Source organism: Arthrobacter sp. NPDC080086, assembly GCF_040702285.1.
This window is the reverse complement of the sequence record NZ_JBFBKP010000003.1, coordinates 112,349-131,955: the sequence shown is the minus strand read 5'-3', so window position 1 is coordinate 131,955 and position 19,607 is coordinate 112,349. Positions and strand designations below refer to the sequence as shown.

Here is a 19,607-nt window from a genome sequence, read left to right as displayed (position 1 = left end):
CGACGCCGTCCGGACAGACATCCTTGAGCTCGGACATCGTCTAGCGCACGTCGACCGAAATCTGCAGCGCGTTGGAGCCTGGTGCCTGGAAGATCGGAATGGCCACCGCCTGCTTGTTGTCCAGCAGCGAGCGCAGGCCGTATTCCGACGCGGCCAGCTCGATGCGGGCCACGTCACGCAGATACGTCACGGCGCCGTTGGGCGAGCTCTTGAGGATGATGTCGCCGAATTCCTGCTCGGTCTTCAGACGGCCTTGCGCGTTGACGGACAGTTGCAGGTCCGTGCCCGGCACCGAGGGCGAGCCGCCGATCACACCAGCCGCCACCTGCACGTTCTGGTCTCGGATGGCGCGCACGACTTCGTTGGCCGTGAGGCCGCGCTCTGCGACCTTGTTCGGATCGAGCCACACGCGCATCGAGTAGTCACCCGAGCCGAACAACTGCACCTGGCCCACGCCGCTGATGCGTGCAAGGCGATCCTTGACGTTGAGCACCGCGTAGTTACGCAGGTACGTCATGTCGTAGCGGTCATTGGGCGACAGCAAGTGCACCACCATCGTCAAGTCAGGGCTGCTCTTGATGGTGGTCACGCCCAGGCGCTGCACCACGTCAGGCAGGCGCGGCAGCGCTTGCGACACTCGGTTCTGCACGAGCTGCTGCGCCTTGTCCGGATCGGTGCCCAGCTTGAAGGTGACCGTCGTGGTCATGTTGCCGTCGCTGTTGGCTTGCGACTGCATGTACAGCATGTTCTCGACGCCGTTGATCTGTTCTTCGAGCGGCGAGGCGACGGTCTCGGCAATCACCTTCGGGTTGGCGCCCGGGAACTGCGCGCGCACCACCACCGAAGGCGGCACGACCTCGGGGTATTCCGAGATCGGCAATCGCCAGATCGAGATGATCCCGATCAACAGGATCAGCGTGGAGAGCACGCCCGCAAAGATCGGGCGGTCCACGAAAAATTTAGAGAAGTTCATGGTGTCAGGCGAACTATCGTTTGTCGTTCCCGCGCAGGCGGGAACCCAGTGTCGTTTGCGGCGTTGGGTTGGTGAGAAACCTAACGCCGCTGGGCCCCCGCCTGCGCGGGGGCGACGGGGCTTGGGAGATCGGTCATGACGCCGTTTGCTTGGGCGTTGGTGCAGCGGCTTCGGCTTGTGCTGCAGGCGCTTCAGCTGGGGTTTCCGGTCGGGCACCTGGCAGCACCACACGCTTGGTGACCAAGCTATCCATGGTCACCGCGTTGGGTGCCACGGCGTCGCCCGGGCGCACGCGCTGGATGCCGTTGACGACGATGCGATCGCCGGCCTTCAGGCCCGACTTCACCACGCGCAGCCCGTCGATGGAGGCACCCAGCACAACCGGGCGATAGCTCGTCTTGTTGGCCGCATCCACCACCAGGACGAACTTCTTGTCCTGGTCCGTACCGATGGCCTTGTCGCTGATGAGGATGGCGTCATGCGGCGCGCCGGTGCTCATGCGTACGCGGGCATAGAGGCCCGGCGTGAGGCGGCCGTCGGCGTTGTCCAGCGTGGCGCGCACGCGGATCGTGCCCGAGCGCACATCCAGCCGGTTGTCGACGGATTGGATGGCGCCTTCGCGCGTGTAGCCGTCTTCATTGGCCAGGCCGATATAGACCGGTGTCTTGGTACCCTGGGCCGCCTTGGCGGAGTAGCGCAGATAGCTTTGCTCGTCCGCATCGAACGCCACGTACATCGGCGAGACCGACACCAGCGTCGTCAGCACCGGCGAGGCACCACCGGCAGACACGACGTTGCCCACGGTAATTTCAGCGCGCGATACGCGGCCCGAAACCGGCGCCACGATGCGCGTGTACTCCAGGTTCAGCTTGGCGGCATCCAGCGCGGCGGCGGCGCCTTGCAGGTTGGCTTGCGCCTCGCGTGCGGCGTTTTCCTTCTCTTCAAACTCGCGGCGGGCGATGGCGTTGTCGGCCACCAGCTTCTGTGCGCGGTCGAGTTCCGACGTGGTGTAGGCCACGCGTGACTTGGCCGCCGTCAGCGCGGCTTGGGTGCGGGCCACTTCAGCCGCGTATGGGCGCGGGTCGATGGTGAACAGCGGGTCGCCCTTCTTGACGATGCTGCCGTCCTTGAAATGGACCGCCGTGACGGTGCCACTCACCAGCGGGCGGACTTCCACGCGTTCAACGGCTTCGACGCGGCCGGAAAATTCGTCCCACTCCGCCACGTTCTTGGCGAGGACGGGGGCCACATCGACCGGCGTGGCGGCGGGGGCGCCTGCTGGCTGCTGCGAGGCACCGGCGGTGGAAACGAGGCCGTAAGTGCCGATGGCGGCGACGCCAAGCACTGCTGCAGCCGAAATGGCGATGGTGCGTTTGGACAGGCTCATGATGTCTCTCTCGATTCGTTGGGATAGGCAAAGAGAAAAAGGACTCGGGAAAACCACTCGGAGCACATGTGGGCCGCAGCGTAGAAACACGCGCGCGGCCTCGCACTCCGTTTCTTGTTATGTGGGTTCAGCCAGGCGTCTCCCCGGTTGGGTCAGTGTCAATGGAGGTGCGGTCCTTTCGATCCGCGCGTGCGCGGCGTTTGCGCGGTGCAGCCGCCTGACGCGTCATGCCAAGGTGCCAGCGCAGGAAGCACGTCATCTCGTCTTGCGCGACGGCGCTCATGGCAATCGAGTCATGGCAGGCCTCCTGCACGCGCACGACTTGCGTGGCCACACCCGCCTCAATGAGGGCAGTGGCGTAACGCTCGGCCTCGGTGCGCAGCAGGTCTTGCGGCGCGGTCAGCAGCAGGGCCGGCGGCAGGCCTTGCAGGCGGCGCGATTCCACCGGCGCGGCGTACGGGTGTACGCGCTCGGTCGGGCGGGGCAGGTATTGGCGATAGCAATCGGCGCAGACTTCGGCCGAGTTGGTGGCATTGGCCAGATGGTCGGGGCGCACGCGGGCCATGGTTGGATCGAGCATGGGCGCAATCAGCACCTGCGCGCGCAGGTTCGGGCCGCCACGGTCGCGGGCAATCATCGTCAGCGCGGCAGAAAGGTTGCCGCCCGCGTCATGCCCGGCTACCGCCATGCGGCGCTTGTCGATGCCCCAGGCGGTGGCGTGCTCGGCCATGCAGCACAGTGCGGCATACACATCTTCTGGTGCCGCCGGAAAGGGCGCGGCCGGCGCGAGCGAATAGCCGACCGTCACCACCACCGCAGGCAGCGTGGCGGCCAGGTGGCGGGCCGGCGCTTCGGCATCGTCGATGGAGCCGTTGACGAAGCCGCCGCCATGCAGATACAGCACGGCAGGGTGGCCAGGGCGACGCAATGGCACGGCAGCGTCGTCGGCGTGCATTTCCGGGCGGAAAACGCGCAGGCGGATGCGGTTGGCATAGCCCTGCGTCCAATAGTCCTCGGCGTGCACCTCGCGCGGCAGGGTGGGGCAGGAAGCTTGCTCAGGCAGCGTGCATGTTGCGCTGCGCAAATGGTGATGGGCCGCGACATTTGTTACATCGGCGGTGCTGTGCGATTGCGCTGGCCGAACACCGGCCGCTGTCGCATTTCCCGTGTGCGTGCGTTCCGAAACAACCAAGCGCGGTGGAGAAGAACCCATGATGTCAGGCGGGGCTTACCTTTGCGGATCAGCCGAATCTCAATGGGCTGAATGATGGTGATTAGACGAACGCGGATAAATGCCTATAATCAGACATCACTATTAGTTGCAGCCGAACAATCAAAATTTACGGTTGTGCTACAAAGTGTTCCTTGCTCGAAGCCGATCTTGTTGCGCTGCGAAAACCCGTAGTCGCTGACCTGCTGATCGAGCCAACCGGGTGCACCCCTTCAGATTCCACGCTCGTTGCGCATTGCCGTTTTGATTTCGGCAGTGCGCACAGCCCGTGGATTCCGACCCTCAGGAGCCGCAGATGGATCGCTTGCAGGCCATGCAGGTTTTCACGCGTGTTGTGGAAGCCAGTAGCTTTACCAAGGCTGCCGACAGCCTTCAATTACCTCGCGCCACGGTCACGAACCTGGTGCAAAGCCTTGAGGCGCATCTTGGCGTGCGCCTGTTGCACCGGACCACCCGCCGCGTCAACGTGACCGCCGACGGCGCTGCGTATTACGAGCGCTGCGTACGGCTGCTCGGCGACCTGGAAGAGACCGAGGCCGCGTTCTCGCAAAGCGCAACGGGTGCGCGCGGCACGCTGCGCATCGACGTGCCCGCGTCCATCGGCAAACGGTTGCTGGTGCCGCGCATCCGCAGTTTTCATGAGGCGTACCCCGATCTTCAGCTCGAGATCGGCATGAGCGATCGCCCTGTCGACCTCGTGCAGGAGGGCGTGGATTGCGCCGTGCGCGGCGGGGAGTTGCAGGATTCCACCCTCGTGGCGCGCCGCATTGGTCAGTTGCCGATGGTCAATTGCGCCTCGCCGGAATACCTCGCGCTGCACGGCACCCCCAGCACGCTTGAGGATCTGCAGGACCATGTGGCGGTGAACTACTTCTCTGCCCGCAATGGCCGCCGCATGGATTGGGATTTCGTGATCGACGGGCAGAAGCAGATCCACAAGGTGCGCAGCATGGTGTCCGTCAATGATGCGGAATCGGCAGTGGCGTGCGGGCTGCACGGCCTGGGGCTCCTGCAGACGTCGCGCTTTCTGGTGTACGAGCACCTGATGTCAGGCGCGCTGGTGGAAGTGCTGCCCGATTACGTCTCCGAGCCGATCCCGGTGTCGGTGGTGTACCCGCATAACCGACACCTGTCGCCCAAGGTGCGGGTGTTTGTGGACTGGGTGGCGACGCTGTTTGCCGATCACCCGTGCCTGCAGCTGAAGGAAAATCCGCGGCTGCATATTGTTAGCGCCGCTTGAACAGTCTTTTTTCGGAAGTCACATTTATCAGGCGGGAGCAACGATCTATTCTCCGTTCCAAGCGCAACAACGAGCGCAACCGAATCCAGGAAATGATCATGAACGCCCGCCTCTCCTCCGTCTTCTCCCGCCGCGCTGTCCTGGCCATGGTGGCCACCGTGTCGGCTTCCGCCGTACTGCTGTCGGCTCAGCCCGCAGCGGCTTCCATCCAGCCCAACTTTGACGCCCCGGCCGCCGCCCAGGCTGGCCGCTTCGATCCGTACGCCCAAGGTACCGACCGTCAGGCAGATACGTACGGCGACCTGTCGTGGAACGGCGATGCGAGCTATCCGAACGGCGGTTCCGCATCGCGCGCATAAACCGCGCTTCTGATTTCTCCTCCCTTGTTTGCGGCGTGACTGAACCGGTCACGCCGTTTTTTATTTGCGCAAAGCGTAGCCTCACGGGGTAATAGGCAGCTGCTATCGGGGTGATCAATGTTCCGTTGAACATTCTCGTTCCGCGTCAAACGACGTCACAAAATCCGGTCCCATAGTCAATCCAACATGGGAACCGCAATGAACGTCGACCTCTCGAGCGCCATGCTCGATTCGATTCGCCAGTCCCTCACCAGCGTCACGGAAGGCCCGCAACCGGCCGCCGATGGCGCCGCAGCCGGTTTCTCCGATCTGCTCAAGCATGCCGTGCACGGCACCGACGCCCAGCAACATCACGCCAACGATCTCGTCAGCGCCGTGGAAACCGGCGCCAGCGACGACCTCGTCGGCGCCATGCTCGCGAGCCAGCAGGCCAGTCTGTCGTTTTCGGCGATGGTCCAGGTGCGCAACAAGCTCATGAGTGCGTTTGACGACATCATCAAGATGCAGGTTTGACGAGGACTGCCAACGTGCTCGATCAAATCAAAATGCTCACCGCGCGATTCCTGCCTGAAGGCGGCTTCCGTCTGCCGTCTTCCGCTGCGCTGGCCAAGCTGGCACCGATCGTCATCCTGGCGATCTGCCTGACCGCGCTGGCGATGATGCTGATGCACCACCAGAACGCGCGCTACAAGCCGCTGTTCGGCGCGCACGAAAGCGTGCCGGCCGCCGACATGATGGCCGCGCTGGATGCCGAGGGCATTGCGTATCGCATTCATCCAGACAGCGGCCAGGTACTGGTGCCCGAGCGGAAGCTGGGCGCCGCGCGCATGCTGCTGGCCGCCAAGGGCGTGGTCGCCAAGCTGCCCGAAGGGCTGGAGCAGGTGGACAAGAGCGACCCGCTGGGCGTGAGCCAGTTCGTGCAGGACGTGCGCTTTCGCCGCGGCCTGGAAGGCGAGCTGACGCAGAGCATCGTGGCGCTCGACCCGGTGTCGACGGCGCGCGTGCATTTGTCGATTGCCAAATCGACGTCGTTCATTCTTTCCGATGGTGACAAGAGCTCGGCCTCCGTGGTGCTCACGCTCAAGCCCAACCGCAAGCTGAGCAAGGAACAGATCGCGGCGATCGTCGCCCTGGTGGCGGGCAGCGTGGCCAACCTGGACCCGGCCCGCGTGACGGTGGTGGACCAGGCCGGCAATCACCTGTCTGCGCAGATCGACCCGGCGCTGGGTGGCGCATTGGGACTCGATGGCGAACTGGGCGCGCAAACGCGCGAACAGACCCTGCGCAACATCCGCGAGCTGCTGACGCCCACGCTGGGCGAGGGCAACTTCCGCGCCAGTGTTGCAGTGGAGCTGGACCACGACCGCGTGGAAGAAACCCACGAGCAATACGGCGAGGCGCCCAAGATCACGCAAGAAGCCATCCGCGACGAGAAGGACATCGGCCACGCCGCACTGGGTGTGCCGGGTTCGCTGTCGAACCGTCCGGCGCCGGCATCCGCGGTTGCCGCGACGCCTGACGCGCCGCACTCCGCCAAGAATGCACAGACGCGCCAATACGCCTACGACCGCAACGTCGTGCAGATCAAGCGCAGCCCCGTGCGTGTGAAGCGGCTGAACGTGGCCGTGGTGCTGAACAACGGCGCCGCGCCGGGCCAGGAAAAGGCATGGACCACCGAACAACTCGCCCAGGTCGACAAGATCCTGCGCAACGGCCTGGGCATCGATGCCGACCGTGAAGACGCGCTGGTGGTGTCGTCGCTCGACTTCCGCACCACGCCGGTGGCCGCATCGCTGCCGTGGTGGAAGCAGCCCGACAACATCGTGACGATGGGTACGTGGGGCGCGTGGGCACTCGGCGCATTGCTCGGCTTCTTCTTCATCTTCCGCCCGCTGCTCAAGGTGTTGCGTACGTGGGCCAACGGTGGGCGCGATCCGCAAGTCGTGGATGCCGTCGTCGCCGGTACGGAAGCCCCGGCCATCGAGGCCACCGCCACCGATGCCGATACGCAGCCGCTGCTGCTGGCCGATGCCAATCTGCCGCCGATCGGCTCCGATGTCGACGTACTGATCGAACACCTGAAGCATCTGGCCGGCCAGGACCCCGAGCGGGTGGCCGAAGTCATCAAACCTTGGATTCGAGACGATGAACACACCAGCTAACGTACCCGCAACCGTAGATGCAGCCGCACCGGCCTTGCCGGCAGCGGCTCCGGCGTTGAACCTCAGCACGGTGGAACGTGCCGCCATCATCCTGCTCAGCATGGGGGAAGAAGCGGCGGCCGGTGTGCTGCGCTGCCTGTCGCGTGAAGAACTGCTGGGCGTGACGATGGTGATGTCGCGCATGCAGGGCGTGAAGGTGGATGCCGTGCAGAACACCATCGAGCGCTTCTTTGCGAATTTCCGCGCGCAGAGCAGCGTGCGTGGCGCGTCGCGTTCGTTCCTGCAGCGCTCGTTGGACATGGCGTTGGGCGGTGTGGTGGCCAACAGCGTGCTCAACAAGATCTACGGCGACGTGATCGGCCCGAAGATGGCGCGTCTGCAATGGGCGCAGCCCCAATGGCTGGCCGACCGCCTGCGCGACGAACACGTACGCATGCAGGCCATGTTCCTGGCGTTCCTGCCGCCCGAGCAGGCAAGCCTGGTCATCCAGGCGCTGCCGGAAGCGCAGCGTGAGCAAGTGCTGCTCGACATCGCCCGCCTGACGGAAATCGACTACGACCTGCTGCGCGATCTCGAAGCGGTGGTCGACGGTTGCATCGCCAACCTCGGCACGCAAAGCACCGCCGTGGAAGGCGTGCGCCAGGCCGCCGACATCATCAACCGCCTGCCGGGTGATCGCGCCCGCATGGTGGAACTACTGCGCGCCCGTGATCCGGATCTCGTTGCCGCCGTGGAAGAGCGCATCTACGACTTTGCCGTGATTGCCCGCCAGAGCGACGAGGCCATCGCCGTCATCCTCGAACAGGTCGACATGGAGCTGTGGGGCGTGGCCCTCAAGGGTGCCGATCCGGCCGTGCGCGATACGCTGCTGCGCTCGATGCCGCGCCGCTCGGTGCAGGCTTTCGAAGAGATGCTGCGCCGTACGGGGCCGGCACCGGCCAGCAAGGTCGAGGCGGCCCGCCGCGAAATCATGGACACCATCCGCGAGTTGGCCGACGAAGGCGAGATCGAGCTGCAGCTCGTCGCGGAGGACGTCCTCAAATGAAGGCTTATCGCCGCTACGCCTTTCCGTCGCTGGCACGTGTGCGTGCCGCCCATGAGCAGCGCGATGGCTTGTCGTTGCCCGACGAGGCCAGCCTGCTCACCACGCAACTGCATGCGCCGCCCGCCGAAGAATTGCTCGACGAGGCACGGCAGGCCGGCTACGACGCCGGGCATGCCGATGGCTTTGCCGCAGGCGAGCGTGCTGGTGCCGACCGCGCACGCCACGATGTGCGTGCCGGGCTCGATGCGCTTGCCGCGCCGGTCGACGCGCTGGTTGCCGGCTTCAACGGCGCACAACAGGCCTACCGGGCCAAGGTGCGCGCCGAGGTGGCCACGCTGGTGGGTGACGTCGCACGCCAGGTCGTGCGGGCCGAGCTGGAAGCGCACCCTGAGCAGATTCTTGCGTTTGTCGATGAAGCCCTCGGCACGCTGGCCAAGGCCCCCGATTCCGTCAGCGTGCGGCTGAACCCGGCCGACTACGCCCGCATTGCCGAAGCCGCGCCCGAACGCGCCAGCGGCTGGCAACTGGCGCCGGACGATCGGCTGGCGCCCGGCGAATGCCGCGTCCAGGCCGGTGACGTGGAAATGGACGCCGGTTGTGGCCAGCGCCTGGCTGCCTGCATCGAGCGCATTGCCGCGCAGCTCTCGCATAGCGACGCCGAAGCTGCGGAAGGGGCGCTGGCATGAGTGGCTCCGTACTCGGTCTTCTCAATGTGGGCGACGTGCCGGTCGCCAGGCCGGTCGGGCGTTTGTCTGCCGTGTCAGGTCTGCTGCTGGAAGTGACCGGCTATCCGTTTGAAACCGGCCAGCTTGCACGCATCGAAACCGCGTCAGGCGGCTGGCTTGAAGCGCGCGTCGTGGGCTTTCGGGAGGGCGTGTCGTACCTGATGCCATTCCGCCCCGCAGAAGGGCTGAGTGCCGGGGCGCGGGTGTTTGCCGATGACGGCACGCGCACACTGTCCATCGGCCCCGCATGGCGCGGCCGTGTGATCGATGGCCTGGGTGAACCGATTGATGGGCGTGGCCCGCTGACCGGCGATGCCGTGCTCGATCTTGAGCCGCCGCGCGTCAACCCGCTGCGCAAGCAGCCGGTGGAAGGCGTGCTGGACGTGGGCGTGCGCGCCATCGACGGCATGCTCACACTGGGCCGTGGGCAGCGCGTGGGCCTGTTTGCGGGCAGCGGCGTCGGCAAGAGCGTGCTGCTCGGCATGATTACGCGCCAGACCGCGGCCGATGTCGTGGTGGTCGGCCTGATCGGCGAGCGCGGCCGCGAGGTGCGCGAGTTCATCGAACATTCGCTTGGGCCCGAGGGCATGTCCAAGGCCATCCTCGTGGTTGCACCAGCGGATGAATCCCCGCTGATGCGCCTAATGGCCACCGAGTTGTGTCACGCCATCGCCACGAATTTCCGCGACACGGGCAGCAACGTGCTGCTGCTGGTCGACTCCCTCACGCGGTATGCCATGGCGCAGCGCGAGCTGGCATTGGCCTTGGGCGAGCCGCCTGCCACGCGTGGTTACCCGCCCTCGGTGTTCGGCATGCTGCCGCGCCTGGTGGAGCGCGCCGGCAACGGCGAGGGCGCAGGCAGCATGAGCGCCATCTACACCGTGCTGGCCGAGGGCGATGACGAGCAAGACCCGGTGGTCGATACCGCACGGGCCATTCTGGACGGCCACATCATGCTCTCGCGCGATCTGGCATCGCAGGGGCATTACCCCGCCATTGACGTGCTGCGCTCGGTGAGCCGGTGCATGTCGCTGGTGGCGCCGCGCGAGCAGATCGACACCGTGCGCAAGGTCAAAGACATGATGTCGCGCCACGCCAATGTGCGCGACCTGATCCCACTCGGCGGCTACGTGGCCGGCGCCGACCCCGCCACAGATCACGCCGTGCAGATGCACGACCACATCGAAGCGTTTCTATGCCAGCGGCAAGACGAAGCCGCCTCGCGTGATGCCACGCTCATGACCCTGAAGGAGATTGCCGCATGAACATCGAACGTGTTGTTGCCGGGCTGTCGAAGCTCGTCGCCATGCGCGCGCAGGAAGTCGATCGGCTGAGTGCCGATGTTGCCGGGCGCGATGCCGAGAGCGCGCGCTACCGCCGCCATATCTCGCAGATGACCGCGCTGATGCAAACCGTCGAGACCGGTGCCCACGTGCATCCGGCCCACGCCATGAACGGTGCGCGCTATCGCTCGGCCATGGCCGATCTGATTCACCAGCACGAGCGCAAGCTGGCCAGCCATGAGGCGTCGTCGGCATCGCTGCGTGCGGACTTGCGCCATGCGCGCTTGCGGCACGAGCAGATCGACGTGGTCCGCCGCAAGAAGCTCACCGCGCTCGACATGGAGCAACGCGCACGCGATCGCAAGCGCGAAGACCAACAGGCTTCCCAGGCATGGCTGCGCCGCCGCCTGTCGCAGGGGAGCGCGACCTCCCACCCATCCTGATCTACCCGTAAGCGAGGAAAGCCATGTTCGGCAGTATTGGAGTCCCAGCGGAAAGCGCCAAGGCGTTTACCGACATGTATATGGCCAACGCCATCCAGCGACTGAATGACCAGAAAACCGGCAATGCCTCCGCAAAGGCGGCGCTGACCAAACTGCAAGGCGCGCTGAGTTCGTTCCAGACCTCGCTGCTGGCCCTGTCGGGTGCCAGCAGCATCGTCAAGCAAAAGGTCACGCTGTCGAATCCGGCGCTGGGCGATGCCACGGTGGGCTCGGGGGCGCAACCCGGCAGCTATGCGTTTTTTGTCCAGCAACTCGCGTCTGCGCACCAGGTGGCCTATGCGGGTATCCCGTCCTATGCCGCCACGGATGCAGGCTCGCTCAAGATTGCCCTGGGCGATGGCGAATCGTTTGAGGTGGACTTGTCTTCCGCCAACGCCGATGCCAGCGGCAACGTATCGCCTGCCGAGCTGGCGCGCGCCATCAACCAGGCGGAAGGCAACGAAGGCAAGGTCTCTGCGTCGATCGTCACGATCGGCGGCGAACAGCGCCTGGTGCTGACTTCCGGAGAAACCGGCGAGGCCAGCGAGATCTCGCTCGACACCAGCGGCATCAACGACGCCGCCTTGGCCACCGCCTTGTCGCGCACGCCCGACGAGCTCTCTGCCGCACAAGACGCGATCTTCAAGCTCGGCGGTGAAAGCGGTGTCCGGATCAAGCAGGCCTCCAATACCTTCACCGGCATCCAAGGCGTTTCCGTCACGTTCACCCAGGCCATGACCACGGGCGATGCGCCGTTGCTACTCGATGTCGGGCTCGACAAGGGCGGCACGACCGAGGCGGTACAGGCGTTTGTCGACGCGTACAACGAAGTGATGAGCGTGCTGGCCGAGCTCACCAAGACCAACCCGGACGACCCTGCAAACGCTGGCCCGTTCGTCAGCGACCCCGGTGTGCGCGGCTTGCAGCAGCGCATGAACGAGCTGCTACGCGGTGCGGTGGGGGAGTCCAAGTTGCTGGACTACGGAATCAGCGCCGACCGCAGCGGCAAGCTCTCGCTCGACACGGGCAAGCTGGACACCGCGTTGGCCAGGAACCCCGCCGGACTCGACGCGCTGTTCGCCGATGCCGACAAGGGCATCGTCAAGCGCATGGACACCTATCTGAAGACGTGGACGTCTTCGGTGGACGGCCATATCAAGCGCCGCCAGGACAACACGGAGTCCGTTGAGAAATCGTTGAACAAGAAGGAGCTTTCGCTCGATGCGCAATACAGTCGGATGTATCAACGATATCTGGCGCAGTTCACGCGGGTTGAACAGCTGCAGAGTCAGATGGAATTCACGATGAACCTGATCGACAGCATTCCCGATTTTGGAGGGAACAAGAAATGACCACGCAACACGGCTACGGCGACTACCAGACAGCGAACCTCGCGGGCCAGACGGCCAGCGCGTCGCCGGTACGTCTGGTGATCGTGTTGATGGACGGCCTGCTCGACGAAATGGCGCGCGCACGCGCCCATATCGAGGCCAAGCGTTACGAAGAAAAGGGCCACAGCCTCAACAAGTGCATCGGCATGTTGCACGGCCTGACCAGCGCGCTCGACTTTGATGCGGGCGGCGAGGTGGTCGTGAACATGGCCCGGCTCTACGAGTACTGCACGTGGCGCCTGAACGAGGCCGGACTCACGCTCGACCCGGCCATCGTCGACGAAGTCTCCGAGCTGATCCGCACGCTGCGGGCCGCTTGGGAAGGCGTCGACCAACGATTTGGATGACACCACCATGGACCAGACCGACTATCTCCTGCGACTCGCGTCGCGCGTACGACAAGCCATTCTCAAGCGTGACTTTGAAGCGCTCGAGCGCTTGAACCACGAAGTACACGACGTCGTCAGCGGCATGGCTGCGAAGCAGGTGCTGAGCGTGGCCGAGCGGGAATCGCTGGTGCTGCTGAAGGTGGCGCACCGTGCGGCCATTGCGCTGCTCGCATCGGAGTCTGCGCGGCTGGTGGATGCCATGAACGGGCTCAATGCACGCCGCACAGGCTGGGAAGCCTATGCTGCGCAAGGGGGCCTCCGATGATGATGGGATTGCTGGCCGCGGGTCATTTCGCGCCTGCCACCGTGCCCATCGGCAACACCGCGCTCTCGACGCCAGAAGGGGATACCGCTCCAGGGCCCGACATGTTGCTGGCTGAGTTTGAAGACCTGCTTGCCGGCGATGTCGCCATGCCGGGCGAAGGCCCCGATGCGTTGACGGATCCGTTCACGCAGATGGACGCTTGGGTTGCGCAGGTGCTGGCGCAGGCGATCGGGGCGGAGATGCCGTTCGATCGCGTGCCGGCCTTGCAACAGGGCGCGATGGCTGCCCCCTGGTTGATGCAGGCATTGGATGGACGTGAAGGGCAGAGCGCTGCGGCGGACGACGCGGCCGCTCCGCAGGCACAGCCGGGTCTGATCCCGATGCCGGCGCAGGGCCGTGGCGCTGGACAGGCAGCGGTACCGGCGGGTGCGGCGATGGACGCCGCCCCGCAGCAAGCCGGTGTGCCGGCAGCGGCGGTGGATTCCGCACTGGCGGATCGCGTCTTCAACCAGCGATCGGTTGCGGCTGCAACGGCAACGACAGCGGCAACGCCGGCACAGGACGACATTGCCACCGGCGCCGCGCAAGCCGTGAACACGCGCACCACCCGGGAGACCGTATTGCCGGCAGGCGTGTCTGTCATGGCGACGGATGGCCTGACACGCACCGCAAACCACCAGGGTGAGCTGCCAGCAGCGACGGCTCCATCGGCTGCGCGAGTCCCCACCGAGTCGCAGCAGAAGCTGGTCGACGCGCTGGGTGAACGCTTGAGCGTACAGACGGTGCAAGGCATGCGGCATGCCGTGATCCGGCTCGATCCGCATCTGAACGGCTCGATCCGCATCGAACTGCGGCAGGACGCGAGCGGCATTGCCGTGCATCTGTCCGCCACGAATGCCGATGTTGTGCGCCAGTTGCAAGCCATTGGCGAAAGCCTGCGCCAGGAACTGGGCGCCCGCCATGGTGGCGATGTCAGCGTGCAGGTGTCTGCCAGCCGGCAGAGCCAGGCAGAGGCGGACACCTCCGGTGGCCGGGAGCGCCACGCGCGCGACGATGCAGAGCAGGGCCCCGGCCGTGGTCTGGCAGCCGCAGGTGGTGACGGTGCATTCGAAGTTGTGTCGCGCGATGCGGCGCGCACGCAGAAGGAAACGGTATGAAAAAGAATCTGATGATGATCGCCATTGCGGCGGCAATTGCCGTGGGCGCAGCCGGTATGACGGCATTTGTGGTGACCCGCACGGGCAATTCGACTGCGGTTGCCGCCGCCAAGCCGCCCCGTCTGCCCATCGACGCGCAGGCGCGCTATGTGTCTCTCGACAAGCTGATCGTCATGTTGCGCAGCACCGAGGGCAGCGCCCGACCGCGTTACGTGGTGATGGACCTCGTGTTCTCCGCCACCGATGCCAAGCGCGAAAAGCAGGTGAAGGAACACCTGCCGGTGCTGCGCGCCACGGCATACAGCGTCCTGGCCGAGCGCACGGCCGCAGAGGTACAGCGCATGGGGCCGATGGAGCTTGCCGCCATGCTGAACAAGGAATACGAGCACGGCTACGGCGGGGCCGACCGCACGCCCTTTGACAAGGTGCTGGTGACGAAAGTCATGATGGACTGAACGCCATGAGCGCAACGACTTACTCCGAATACGAAAGCGTGCAGCGCGCCGGCCAGACCCTGTCTGCTGCTGACGAAGCACGCTGGATGGCCCAGTACGCGCCGCTGGTCAAGCGCACCGTGCGCAAGCTGGGTTCGCAAGCGGGCGGCGCGATGGATGCCGCCGACCTGGAGCAACTGGGCCTGATGGGCCTGCTCGAAGCGCTGCGTCGCTACGGCGAGCCCGATGCGGAATTCGAGCACTTCGCGTTGGTGCGTGTGCGCGGCGCCATCCTGGATGAACTGCGCCGCCAGGACTGGCGCCCGCGTTCTGCACGCCAGGGTGCGCATCGCCTGCGCAGCACCGAGCGCTCGTTGCGCCGCGAGCTGGGCCGCGAGCCAACCAAGGAAGAGGTGTGCGAAGCGCTTGAGATTGATGGCGACGAATACGAACAACTGCAGCTCGACGATTGTGCGCAGGAGTTCGTCAGCTTCGACGCGCTGCTCGAAGACAGCGGTGACGCCTGCGGCGGCGACGACGGTATCGAACGCCAAGTCATGCTGCGCCGCTCGCTCGAGCAGGCATTGGGCGCGCTGGACGCTCGCGAGCAGCAGGTGATCCAGATGTCTTATGAGTTCGACCTGAACCAAGCCGAGATCGGCGCGGTGCTTGGCCTGACGCGGGCCCGGGTCTGCCAGATCAACAAGAGTGCGCTGGCGAAGATGCGCAAGTATCTCGCCGCGCACTGACAGTGAAAAACCGCCCGCCGGCCAGACCGCGCGGCACCTAGACGGGAAGAATCATGCAACAGATATTCGGCATTTTCATCGTGCTCTCCTGCGTATTCGGCGGGTTCATGTTCATGGGCGGCGATTTCAGCAAGCTCTGGCAGCCGGTCGAATTGCTGATCATCGTGGGTGCCGCCGTGGGCGCGCTGGTGCTCGGCAACCCGCGCCATGTGCTGATCGAAATGGGCAAGCAGCTGCGCAAGGTCATGACCTTCCGCAAACGCACCGCCAACAAGGAATTCCAGCGCCAGCAGCTGCTGGCGATGTACGAGCTGCTGAGCATTGGCCGTGACCTGAAGGCGCTCGACAGCCACGTCGAGGCCCCGCACGAAAGCCCGCTGTTCCAGCGCTATCCGATGGTGCTGCAGGATCCGGAGTTGCTCGCCTTCATCGTCGACAACTTCCGCCTGATGGCCATGGGCAAGATCAGCGCGCACGAGCTGGAAAGCGTGCTCGAGCAAGAGCTGGTCGCCATCCACGAAGACCTGGAGCAGCCCTCGCGCTCGCTCAAGAAGATTTCGGAAGCCATGCCGGGCTTCGGCATCGTGGCCGCCGTGCTGGGCGTGGTGATGGCCATGAACAGCCTCGGTGATGGCGCCAGCGCCATTGAGTTGGCCGAGAAGGTGGCGGCCGCCATGATCGGTACCTTTATCGGCATCTTCTTCTGCTACGGCGTGCTGGATCCGCTGGCGAACCTGATCAAGCAGGTGGTGAAGGCTGAGATGTCGGATCTGGAATGCGTGAAGGTGGTCCTCATCGCTTTTGCCGCAGGCAAGCCGCCCTTGCTGGCCATTGATACGGGCCGTCGCCTGATGCAATTGACCAACAAGCCCAGCTTTGCGGAGCTGGAGGTTTGGATCGGTCGGCTGGATGGAGCCCGCACATGAGCGCCGACACCACCGTTGTACCGGTCGTGACGGAAGCCGCCGCACCTGCTGCCATGCCCCCCAAGCGAGGCGGGCGCCGCGGGGAACACGTCGACCTGATCGTCAAGCGTGCCGTCCGGCGCGACCACGACAACGACCACGGCGGCAGCTGGAAAGTCGCTTTCGCCGATTTCTGTCTCGCCCTCATGTGCCTGTTCCTGCTGCTGTGGGTGCTGGGTGCGCGCGATGAAGAAGAGGCCCGCCTCAAACTCGGCGAGATGGCCGACAGCGTGGTCTATGACGGCGGCTCCAGCGTCCTCAATGGCGCACCCGTCATCCTGGACACCGCCGTGATGCCCGATGGCCTGACGCCGCGCACCGCCGGCAAAGAGGGCGACGACGTGAAGCGCACGCAACCCATTGCAGATACGCAGGATGCGTTGCATGCACTGGCCGAGCGTGTGCGTACGCTGGGTGAAGAGGCCGGACTGCTCGATAACCTCCAAACCATCGTCACGCCCATGGGCCTGCGGGTCATGCTGCATGACACCGACGAGCGTGGCGTGTTCGTCAGCGGCGGAGGCACGCCTTCCGAGCCGTTCCGCCCCATGCTGACCAAGCTCGGCGCGCTGATGGGCGCGGTGGGCAACCCGATGCTGGTGATCGGCCATACCGACTCGGTGCCCTATCGCAGCCTGGGCTTCGGCTCGCGCTCGAATTGGCACCTGTCGGGGGACCGCGCCATGTCGGCGCGGCGTTGGCTGCTCGAAGGCGGCATGCGTTCCGGCCAGGTCCTGCAAGTGGTTGGCATGGCGGATCGGGCGCCGCTGGCGGACGACCCGCGTGCGGCCGTCAACCGCCGCATTGAGTTCCTGGTGCTGACGCCCGAGCGCGCCCGCATGATCCAGACCATGTTCGGTCGCCCAGAGCGCGTTGTTCCCCTCGTCAATGGCATCAACGCAGCATCGGCCGGCGAGCCGGATGCGGGGCAGGTCGGCCAGCAGGTTGGTGTCGTCCTCCCGGACGATGAAAAAGAGATTTAACACCCGAGCCCACCCGGTCGTCTTGATGGGTTGAGTGACTGATTAACGATCTTCAAGGGCCGACCAGGCCGTAGGGTGACAGTATGCGAATCGCAAACGTGGGCGGACACACCGCCATCAACGAGACGGACAGCGCACAGCGCGGCGAAGGCGCGCAGCACAAGGCGGCCATTGCACCGATCAGCTCGGTGGGCGAGAAGACCCGCGACCGCCAGGCGCTGGATGCAGCACGCGCCGCGATGGGTGAGTCGCAGGAAATCGATACGGCGCGCGTGGCGGAAATCCGCGCGGCACTGGCAGCAGGCGACATCCGCTTCGATGCCGCCAAACTCGCTGGCATGATCCAGCGCTACCACGGAGGCCATGAATGACCGTCAAGGGCAGCTACCCCGGTAACCCGCGCCAACTGCTGGCAGATGTGGTGACGGACAGCGTCAGCTACCGCAAGCTCGCGCAGTTGCTGGAAGACCAGTTTGCCGCGGCATTGCGGCTTGACACCACGGCGCTGGGCTCACTGGCCAAGGCGATTGCGGTGGAAGCCGACGCCATCGAGCTGCGCCGCCGCTATCGTGTCGAGCGGATCGGCCGTACGCCCGGGGCTGCGCTGGCCTTTGGCAAGCGTCTGCTGGCGGGGGACAAGCATGCTGCCCAACGGGCATCGTTCATCGAACGCTGCACCGAGCTGAAGGCACTGGCCACCCGGTGCCAAGTACTCACCACCCGCAACGGGGGCTTGCTGGCGGCGCAGTACGAAGCCATGCAGCGTCTGATGCACGGAGAACGCCATATCTATGTTCCGGCCTGACGTTACCTTCAACGCGACACCGGGCACGGTTGCCCGCCCGCCTGCTCCCGCCGCGCCCGCCAGCGCGTCGGCAGCGGGCTTTGGGTCGTTGTACAAGTCACTCAACCGAGACATCACCGGCGCGATCCGCAATGGCTTCGAGCGGACGTTCGAGCCGCAACTGTCGTCGCAGGCCACACAGTGGGTCAACGCCATGCAAGCCCGTGCGGAAGCGGCCGAGCGCCGTGTGCCGAGCGGCGCGGGGGTGACGGTGTTTGGTTCGATCGACCCGGACCGCCAAGCGTTTCTGGCCGAGATCATGCCGCACGCCCGCCGTGCCGGCGCGATGATCGGCGCAGCGCCGGAGCTGATTGCCGCCCATGCGGCGCTCGAATCGGGCTGGGGCCGCAAGCCGCTGACGAACGCGCGCGGCGAGACCACGCACAACGTGTTCGGTATCAAGGCCACGGGCAACTGGAAGGGCGCATCATCGGCGTCGGCCACCACCGAGTACGTCGATGGCGAAGCCGTGAAGATGGTCGAACGTTTTCGCGCGTATCCGAGCTATGCCAGTGCGTTTCGCGACTACGGCACGCTGTTGCGCGACTCACCGCGCTACGCCGGCGTGCACAACGTGGGCGACGACGCCCGCGCCTTTGCCCGTGCGCTCAAGCGCGGCGGCTACGCTACCGACCCCGCTTACGAAAGCAAGCTCGTACAGATGGCGGGGCAGGTGAAGGGGCTTGTCCGGTAACGCTGTCTACGTTGCTGTCACTACTTCTTGGTGCCGATCGGCTCGACCGTGCCGGCGCTTGTCACCCGCGCGGTGATGACCTTGCCGGTGCTCGTGTTCTTCACGCGGATCACGTCATCGATCGCGCCGTTCTGCATGGCGGTGCCCGGCACCGTTACCTCCACCGGCCCCGTGTTCGCCACGATCTGCACGGCCTGACCACGGCGAATTGCCTCGACACCTTTGAGTAAGCGCGCCTGGATGACCTGGCCGGCCTTCACCGCGCGCCGTGGCGTGCGGCCGATGGCAGCGGCAGCCTCCGTCAGCGCATCGGGGGTCTGCGCAAAGTCGCGCACGTCATGCGTGAAGTCCGTTTCGCTCAGCGATTGGTTCGGCGTTAGCGCCGCTGCCGCTACAAGCACCGGCAACTCGATGCGTGCACGTACGACGTAGACCGTTGCGCGCGATTCCCCCGGGCAGCGCACGGAAAACCGCATGCGCGTCAGCACCTTCGTATCGGTGACGGCAATGTCGTACGGCTCGCCACAGGCGGGGGCTGGCCGGCGCGGGGGCGATACGGTGGCCGATGCCTGCGCTTCATTCAACATGTGATCGGCAACGTAGCGCGTCAGCCAGGCTTGGGCGGCTTCCTCAACCTGCGCGGCGGCCGGATCGCCCGCCGTGGCAGGCGCCTGGGCCATGGCCGCAAACGACAGCATCAACAAACCGGCCGCTGTCGCGAGGTGCTTCAGAAGCCGTTTCGGGAAACCGCATGTGGACATGGCGCGCCTTGGTGTGAATGAAAGGTCGCTCGAATTATAGGGGCGGCATTTGCGCCCCGGCCCCCAATAGGTCCCACCTATGCCTCCC

Annotated in this window: 23 protein-coding genes; 19 read left to right on the top strand and 4 right to left on the bottom strand. The window is 65.3% G+C overall.

Going from position 1 to position 19,607, the window contains the following annotated elements:
• Positions 1 to 40 precede the first annotated feature (40 nt).
• The 3 genes from AB0305_RS02835 to AB0305_RS02825 all read right to left on the bottom strand — a co-directional run bounded on the left by AB0305_RS02835 (position 41) and on the right by AB0305_RS02825 (position 3,573).
• Complete coding sequence (locus tag AB0305_RS02835; RefSeq protein ID WP_366171312.1) at positions 41 to 973, bottom strand: efflux RND transporter permease subunit; 933 nt, start codon at positions 971 to 973, stop codon at positions 41 to 43.
• Positions 974 to 1,106: 133 nt separating this feature from the next.
• Positions 1,107 to 2,360 carry an efflux RND transporter periplasmic adaptor subunit gene (locus tag AB0305_RS02830; protein WP_366171310.1) on the bottom strand — a complete coding sequence of 418 codons (1,254 nt, stop codon included), beginning with the start codon at positions 2,358 to 2,360 and terminating at the stop codon, positions 1,107 to 1,109.
• Between the two features lie 127 nt (positions 2,361 to 2,487).
• On the bottom strand, positions 2,488 to 3,573 hold the full coding sequence (locus AB0305_RS02825; RefSeq protein ID WP_366171308.1) for an alpha/beta hydrolase: 1,086 nt from the start codon (positions 3,571 to 3,573) through the stop codon (positions 2,488 to 2,490).
• Positions 3,574 to 3,886: 313 nt separating this feature from the next.
• Between AB0305_RS02825 and AB0305_RS02820 the strand changes: the two genes are divergently transcribed.
• The 19 genes from AB0305_RS02820 (at position 3,887) to flgJ (ending at position 18,758) form a co-directional block, all read left to right on the top strand.
• A complete protein-coding gene (locus tag AB0305_RS02820) occupies positions 3,887 to 4,831 on the top strand; it encodes a LysR family transcriptional regulator (protein WP_366171306.1) in 945 nt (314 codons plus the stop codon).
• A 98-nt stretch (positions 4,832 to 4,929) separates the two neighbouring features.
• On the top strand, positions 4,930 to 5,190 hold the full coding sequence (locus AB0305_RS02815; RefSeq protein WP_366171304.1) for a hypothetical protein: 261 nt from the start codon (positions 4,930 to 4,932) through the stop codon (positions 5,188 to 5,190).
• A 198-nt stretch (positions 5,191 to 5,388) separates the two neighbouring features.
• Entirely contained in the window at positions 5,389 to 5,703 is a 315-nt protein-coding gene (gene fliE / locus AB0305_RS02810) for a flagellar hook-basal body complex protein FliE (RefSeq protein ID WP_366171302.1), read from the top strand.
• A 14-nt stretch (positions 5,704 to 5,717) separates the two neighbouring features.
• Entirely contained in the window at positions 5,718 to 7,352 is a 1,635-nt protein-coding gene (gene fliF / locus AB0305_RS02805) for a flagellar basal-body MS-ring/collar protein FliF (protein WP_366171300.1), read from the top strand.
• On the top strand, positions 7,336 to 8,397 hold the full coding sequence (locus tag AB0305_RS02800; protein ID WP_366171298.1) for a FliG C-terminal domain-containing protein: 1,062 nt from the start codon (positions 7,336 to 7,338) through the stop codon (positions 8,395 to 8,397). The genes fliF and AB0305_RS02800 overlap by 17 nt, the downstream gene beginning before the upstream one ends.
• The gene (locus tag AB0305_RS02795; protein ID WP_366171296.1) at positions 8,394 to 9,083 is read left to right on the top strand and encodes a FliH/SctL family protein; all 690 of its coding nucleotides are present in this window, start codon (positions 8,394 to 8,396) and stop codon (positions 9,081 to 9,083) included. The genes AB0305_RS02800 and AB0305_RS02795 overlap by 4 nt, the downstream gene beginning before the upstream one ends.
• The gene (locus tag AB0305_RS02790) at positions 9,080 to 10,387 is read left to right on the top strand and encodes a FliI/YscN family ATPase (protein ID WP_366171294.1); all 1,308 of its coding nucleotides are present in this window, start codon (positions 9,080 to 9,082) and stop codon (positions 10,385 to 10,387) included. The genes AB0305_RS02795 and AB0305_RS02790 overlap by 4 nt, the downstream gene beginning before the upstream one ends.
• Positions 10,384 to 10,848, top strand: a complete 465-nt coding sequence (locus AB0305_RS02785; protein ID WP_366171292.1) for a hypothetical protein — start codon at positions 10,384 to 10,386, stop codon at positions 10,846 to 10,848. The genes AB0305_RS02790 and AB0305_RS02785 overlap by 4 nt, the downstream gene beginning before the upstream one ends.
• Before the next feature lie 23 nt (positions 10,849 to 10,871).
• The gene (gene fliD, locus AB0305_RS02780; protein ID WP_366171290.1) at positions 10,872 to 12,239 is read left to right on the top strand and encodes a flagellar filament capping protein FliD; all 1,368 of its coding nucleotides are present in this window, start codon (positions 10,872 to 10,874) and stop codon (positions 12,237 to 12,239) included.
• Complete coding sequence (fliS, locus tag AB0305_RS02775; RefSeq protein ID WP_366171288.1) at positions 12,236 to 12,625, top strand: flagellar export chaperone FliS; 390 nt, start codon at positions 12,236 to 12,238, stop codon at positions 12,623 to 12,625. Before fliD ends, fliS begins: the two co-directional genes overlap by 4 nt.
• A 7-nt stretch (positions 12,626 to 12,632) precedes the next feature.
• Complete coding sequence (locus tag AB0305_RS02770) at positions 12,633 to 12,932, top strand: hypothetical protein (protein WP_366171286.1); 300 nt, start codon at positions 12,633 to 12,635, stop codon at positions 12,930 to 12,932.
• Complete coding sequence (locus AB0305_RS02765) at positions 12,929 to 14,089, top strand: flagellar hook-length control protein FliK (protein ID WP_366171284.1); 1,161 nt, start codon at positions 12,929 to 12,931, stop codon at positions 14,087 to 14,089. The genes AB0305_RS02770 and AB0305_RS02765 overlap by 4 nt, the downstream gene beginning before the upstream one ends.
• Positions 14,086 to 14,544: a flagellar basal body-associated FliL family protein gene (locus AB0305_RS02760; RefSeq protein WP_366171282.1), complete on the top strand. Its 459-nt coding sequence runs from the start codon at positions 14,086 to 14,088 to the stop codon at positions 14,542 to 14,544. The genes AB0305_RS02765 and AB0305_RS02760 overlap by 4 nt, the downstream gene beginning before the upstream one ends.
• A 5-nt stretch (positions 14,545 to 14,549) precedes the next feature.
• The gene (locus AB0305_RS02755; protein ID WP_366171280.1) at positions 14,550 to 15,272 is read left to right on the top strand and encodes a FliA/WhiG family RNA polymerase sigma factor; all 723 of its coding nucleotides are present in this window, start codon (positions 14,550 to 14,552) and stop codon (positions 15,270 to 15,272) included.
• Positions 15,273 to 15,325: 53 nt separating this feature from the next.
• Entirely contained in the window at positions 15,326 to 16,198 is an 873-nt protein-coding gene (motA, locus tag AB0305_RS02750; RefSeq protein ID WP_366171278.1) for a flagellar motor stator protein MotA, read from the top strand.
• Positions 16,195 to 17,220 carry a flagellar motor protein MotB gene (locus tag AB0305_RS02745; RefSeq protein ID WP_366171276.1) on the top strand — a complete coding sequence of 342 codons (1,026 nt, stop codon included), beginning with the start codon at positions 16,195 to 16,197 and terminating at the stop codon, positions 17,218 to 17,220. Before motA ends, AB0305_RS02745 begins: the two co-directional genes overlap by 4 nt.
• Positions 17,221 to 17,303: 83 nt before the next feature.
• The gene (flgM, locus tag AB0305_RS02740) at positions 17,304 to 17,591 is read left to right on the top strand and encodes a flagellar biosynthesis anti-sigma factor FlgM (protein WP_366171274.1); all 288 of its coding nucleotides are present in this window, start codon (positions 17,304 to 17,306) and stop codon (positions 17,589 to 17,591) included.
• Complete coding sequence (flgN, locus tag AB0305_RS02735; protein ID WP_366171272.1) at positions 17,588 to 18,025, top strand: flagellar export chaperone FlgN; 438 nt, start codon at positions 17,588 to 17,590, stop codon at positions 18,023 to 18,025. Before flgM ends, flgN begins: the two co-directional genes overlap by 4 nt.
• Positions 18,012 to 18,758, top strand: coding sequence for a flagellar assembly peptidoglycan hydrolase FlgJ (gene flgJ / locus AB0305_RS02730; RefSeq protein WP_366171269.1), 747 nt, complete (start codon positions 18,012 to 18,014; stop codon positions 18,756 to 18,758). Before flgN ends, flgJ begins: the two co-directional genes overlap by 14 nt.
• A 20-nt stretch (positions 18,759 to 18,778) precedes the next feature.
• On the opposite strand, the gene flgA is transcribed toward flgJ, so the two are convergent.
• On the bottom strand, positions 18,779 to 19,519 hold the full coding sequence (flgA, locus tag AB0305_RS02725; RefSeq protein ID WP_366171267.1) for a flagellar basal body P-ring formation chaperone FlgA: 741 nt from the start codon (positions 19,517 to 19,519) through the stop codon (positions 18,779 to 18,781).
• Positions 19,520 to 19,607 lie beyond the last annotated feature (88 nt).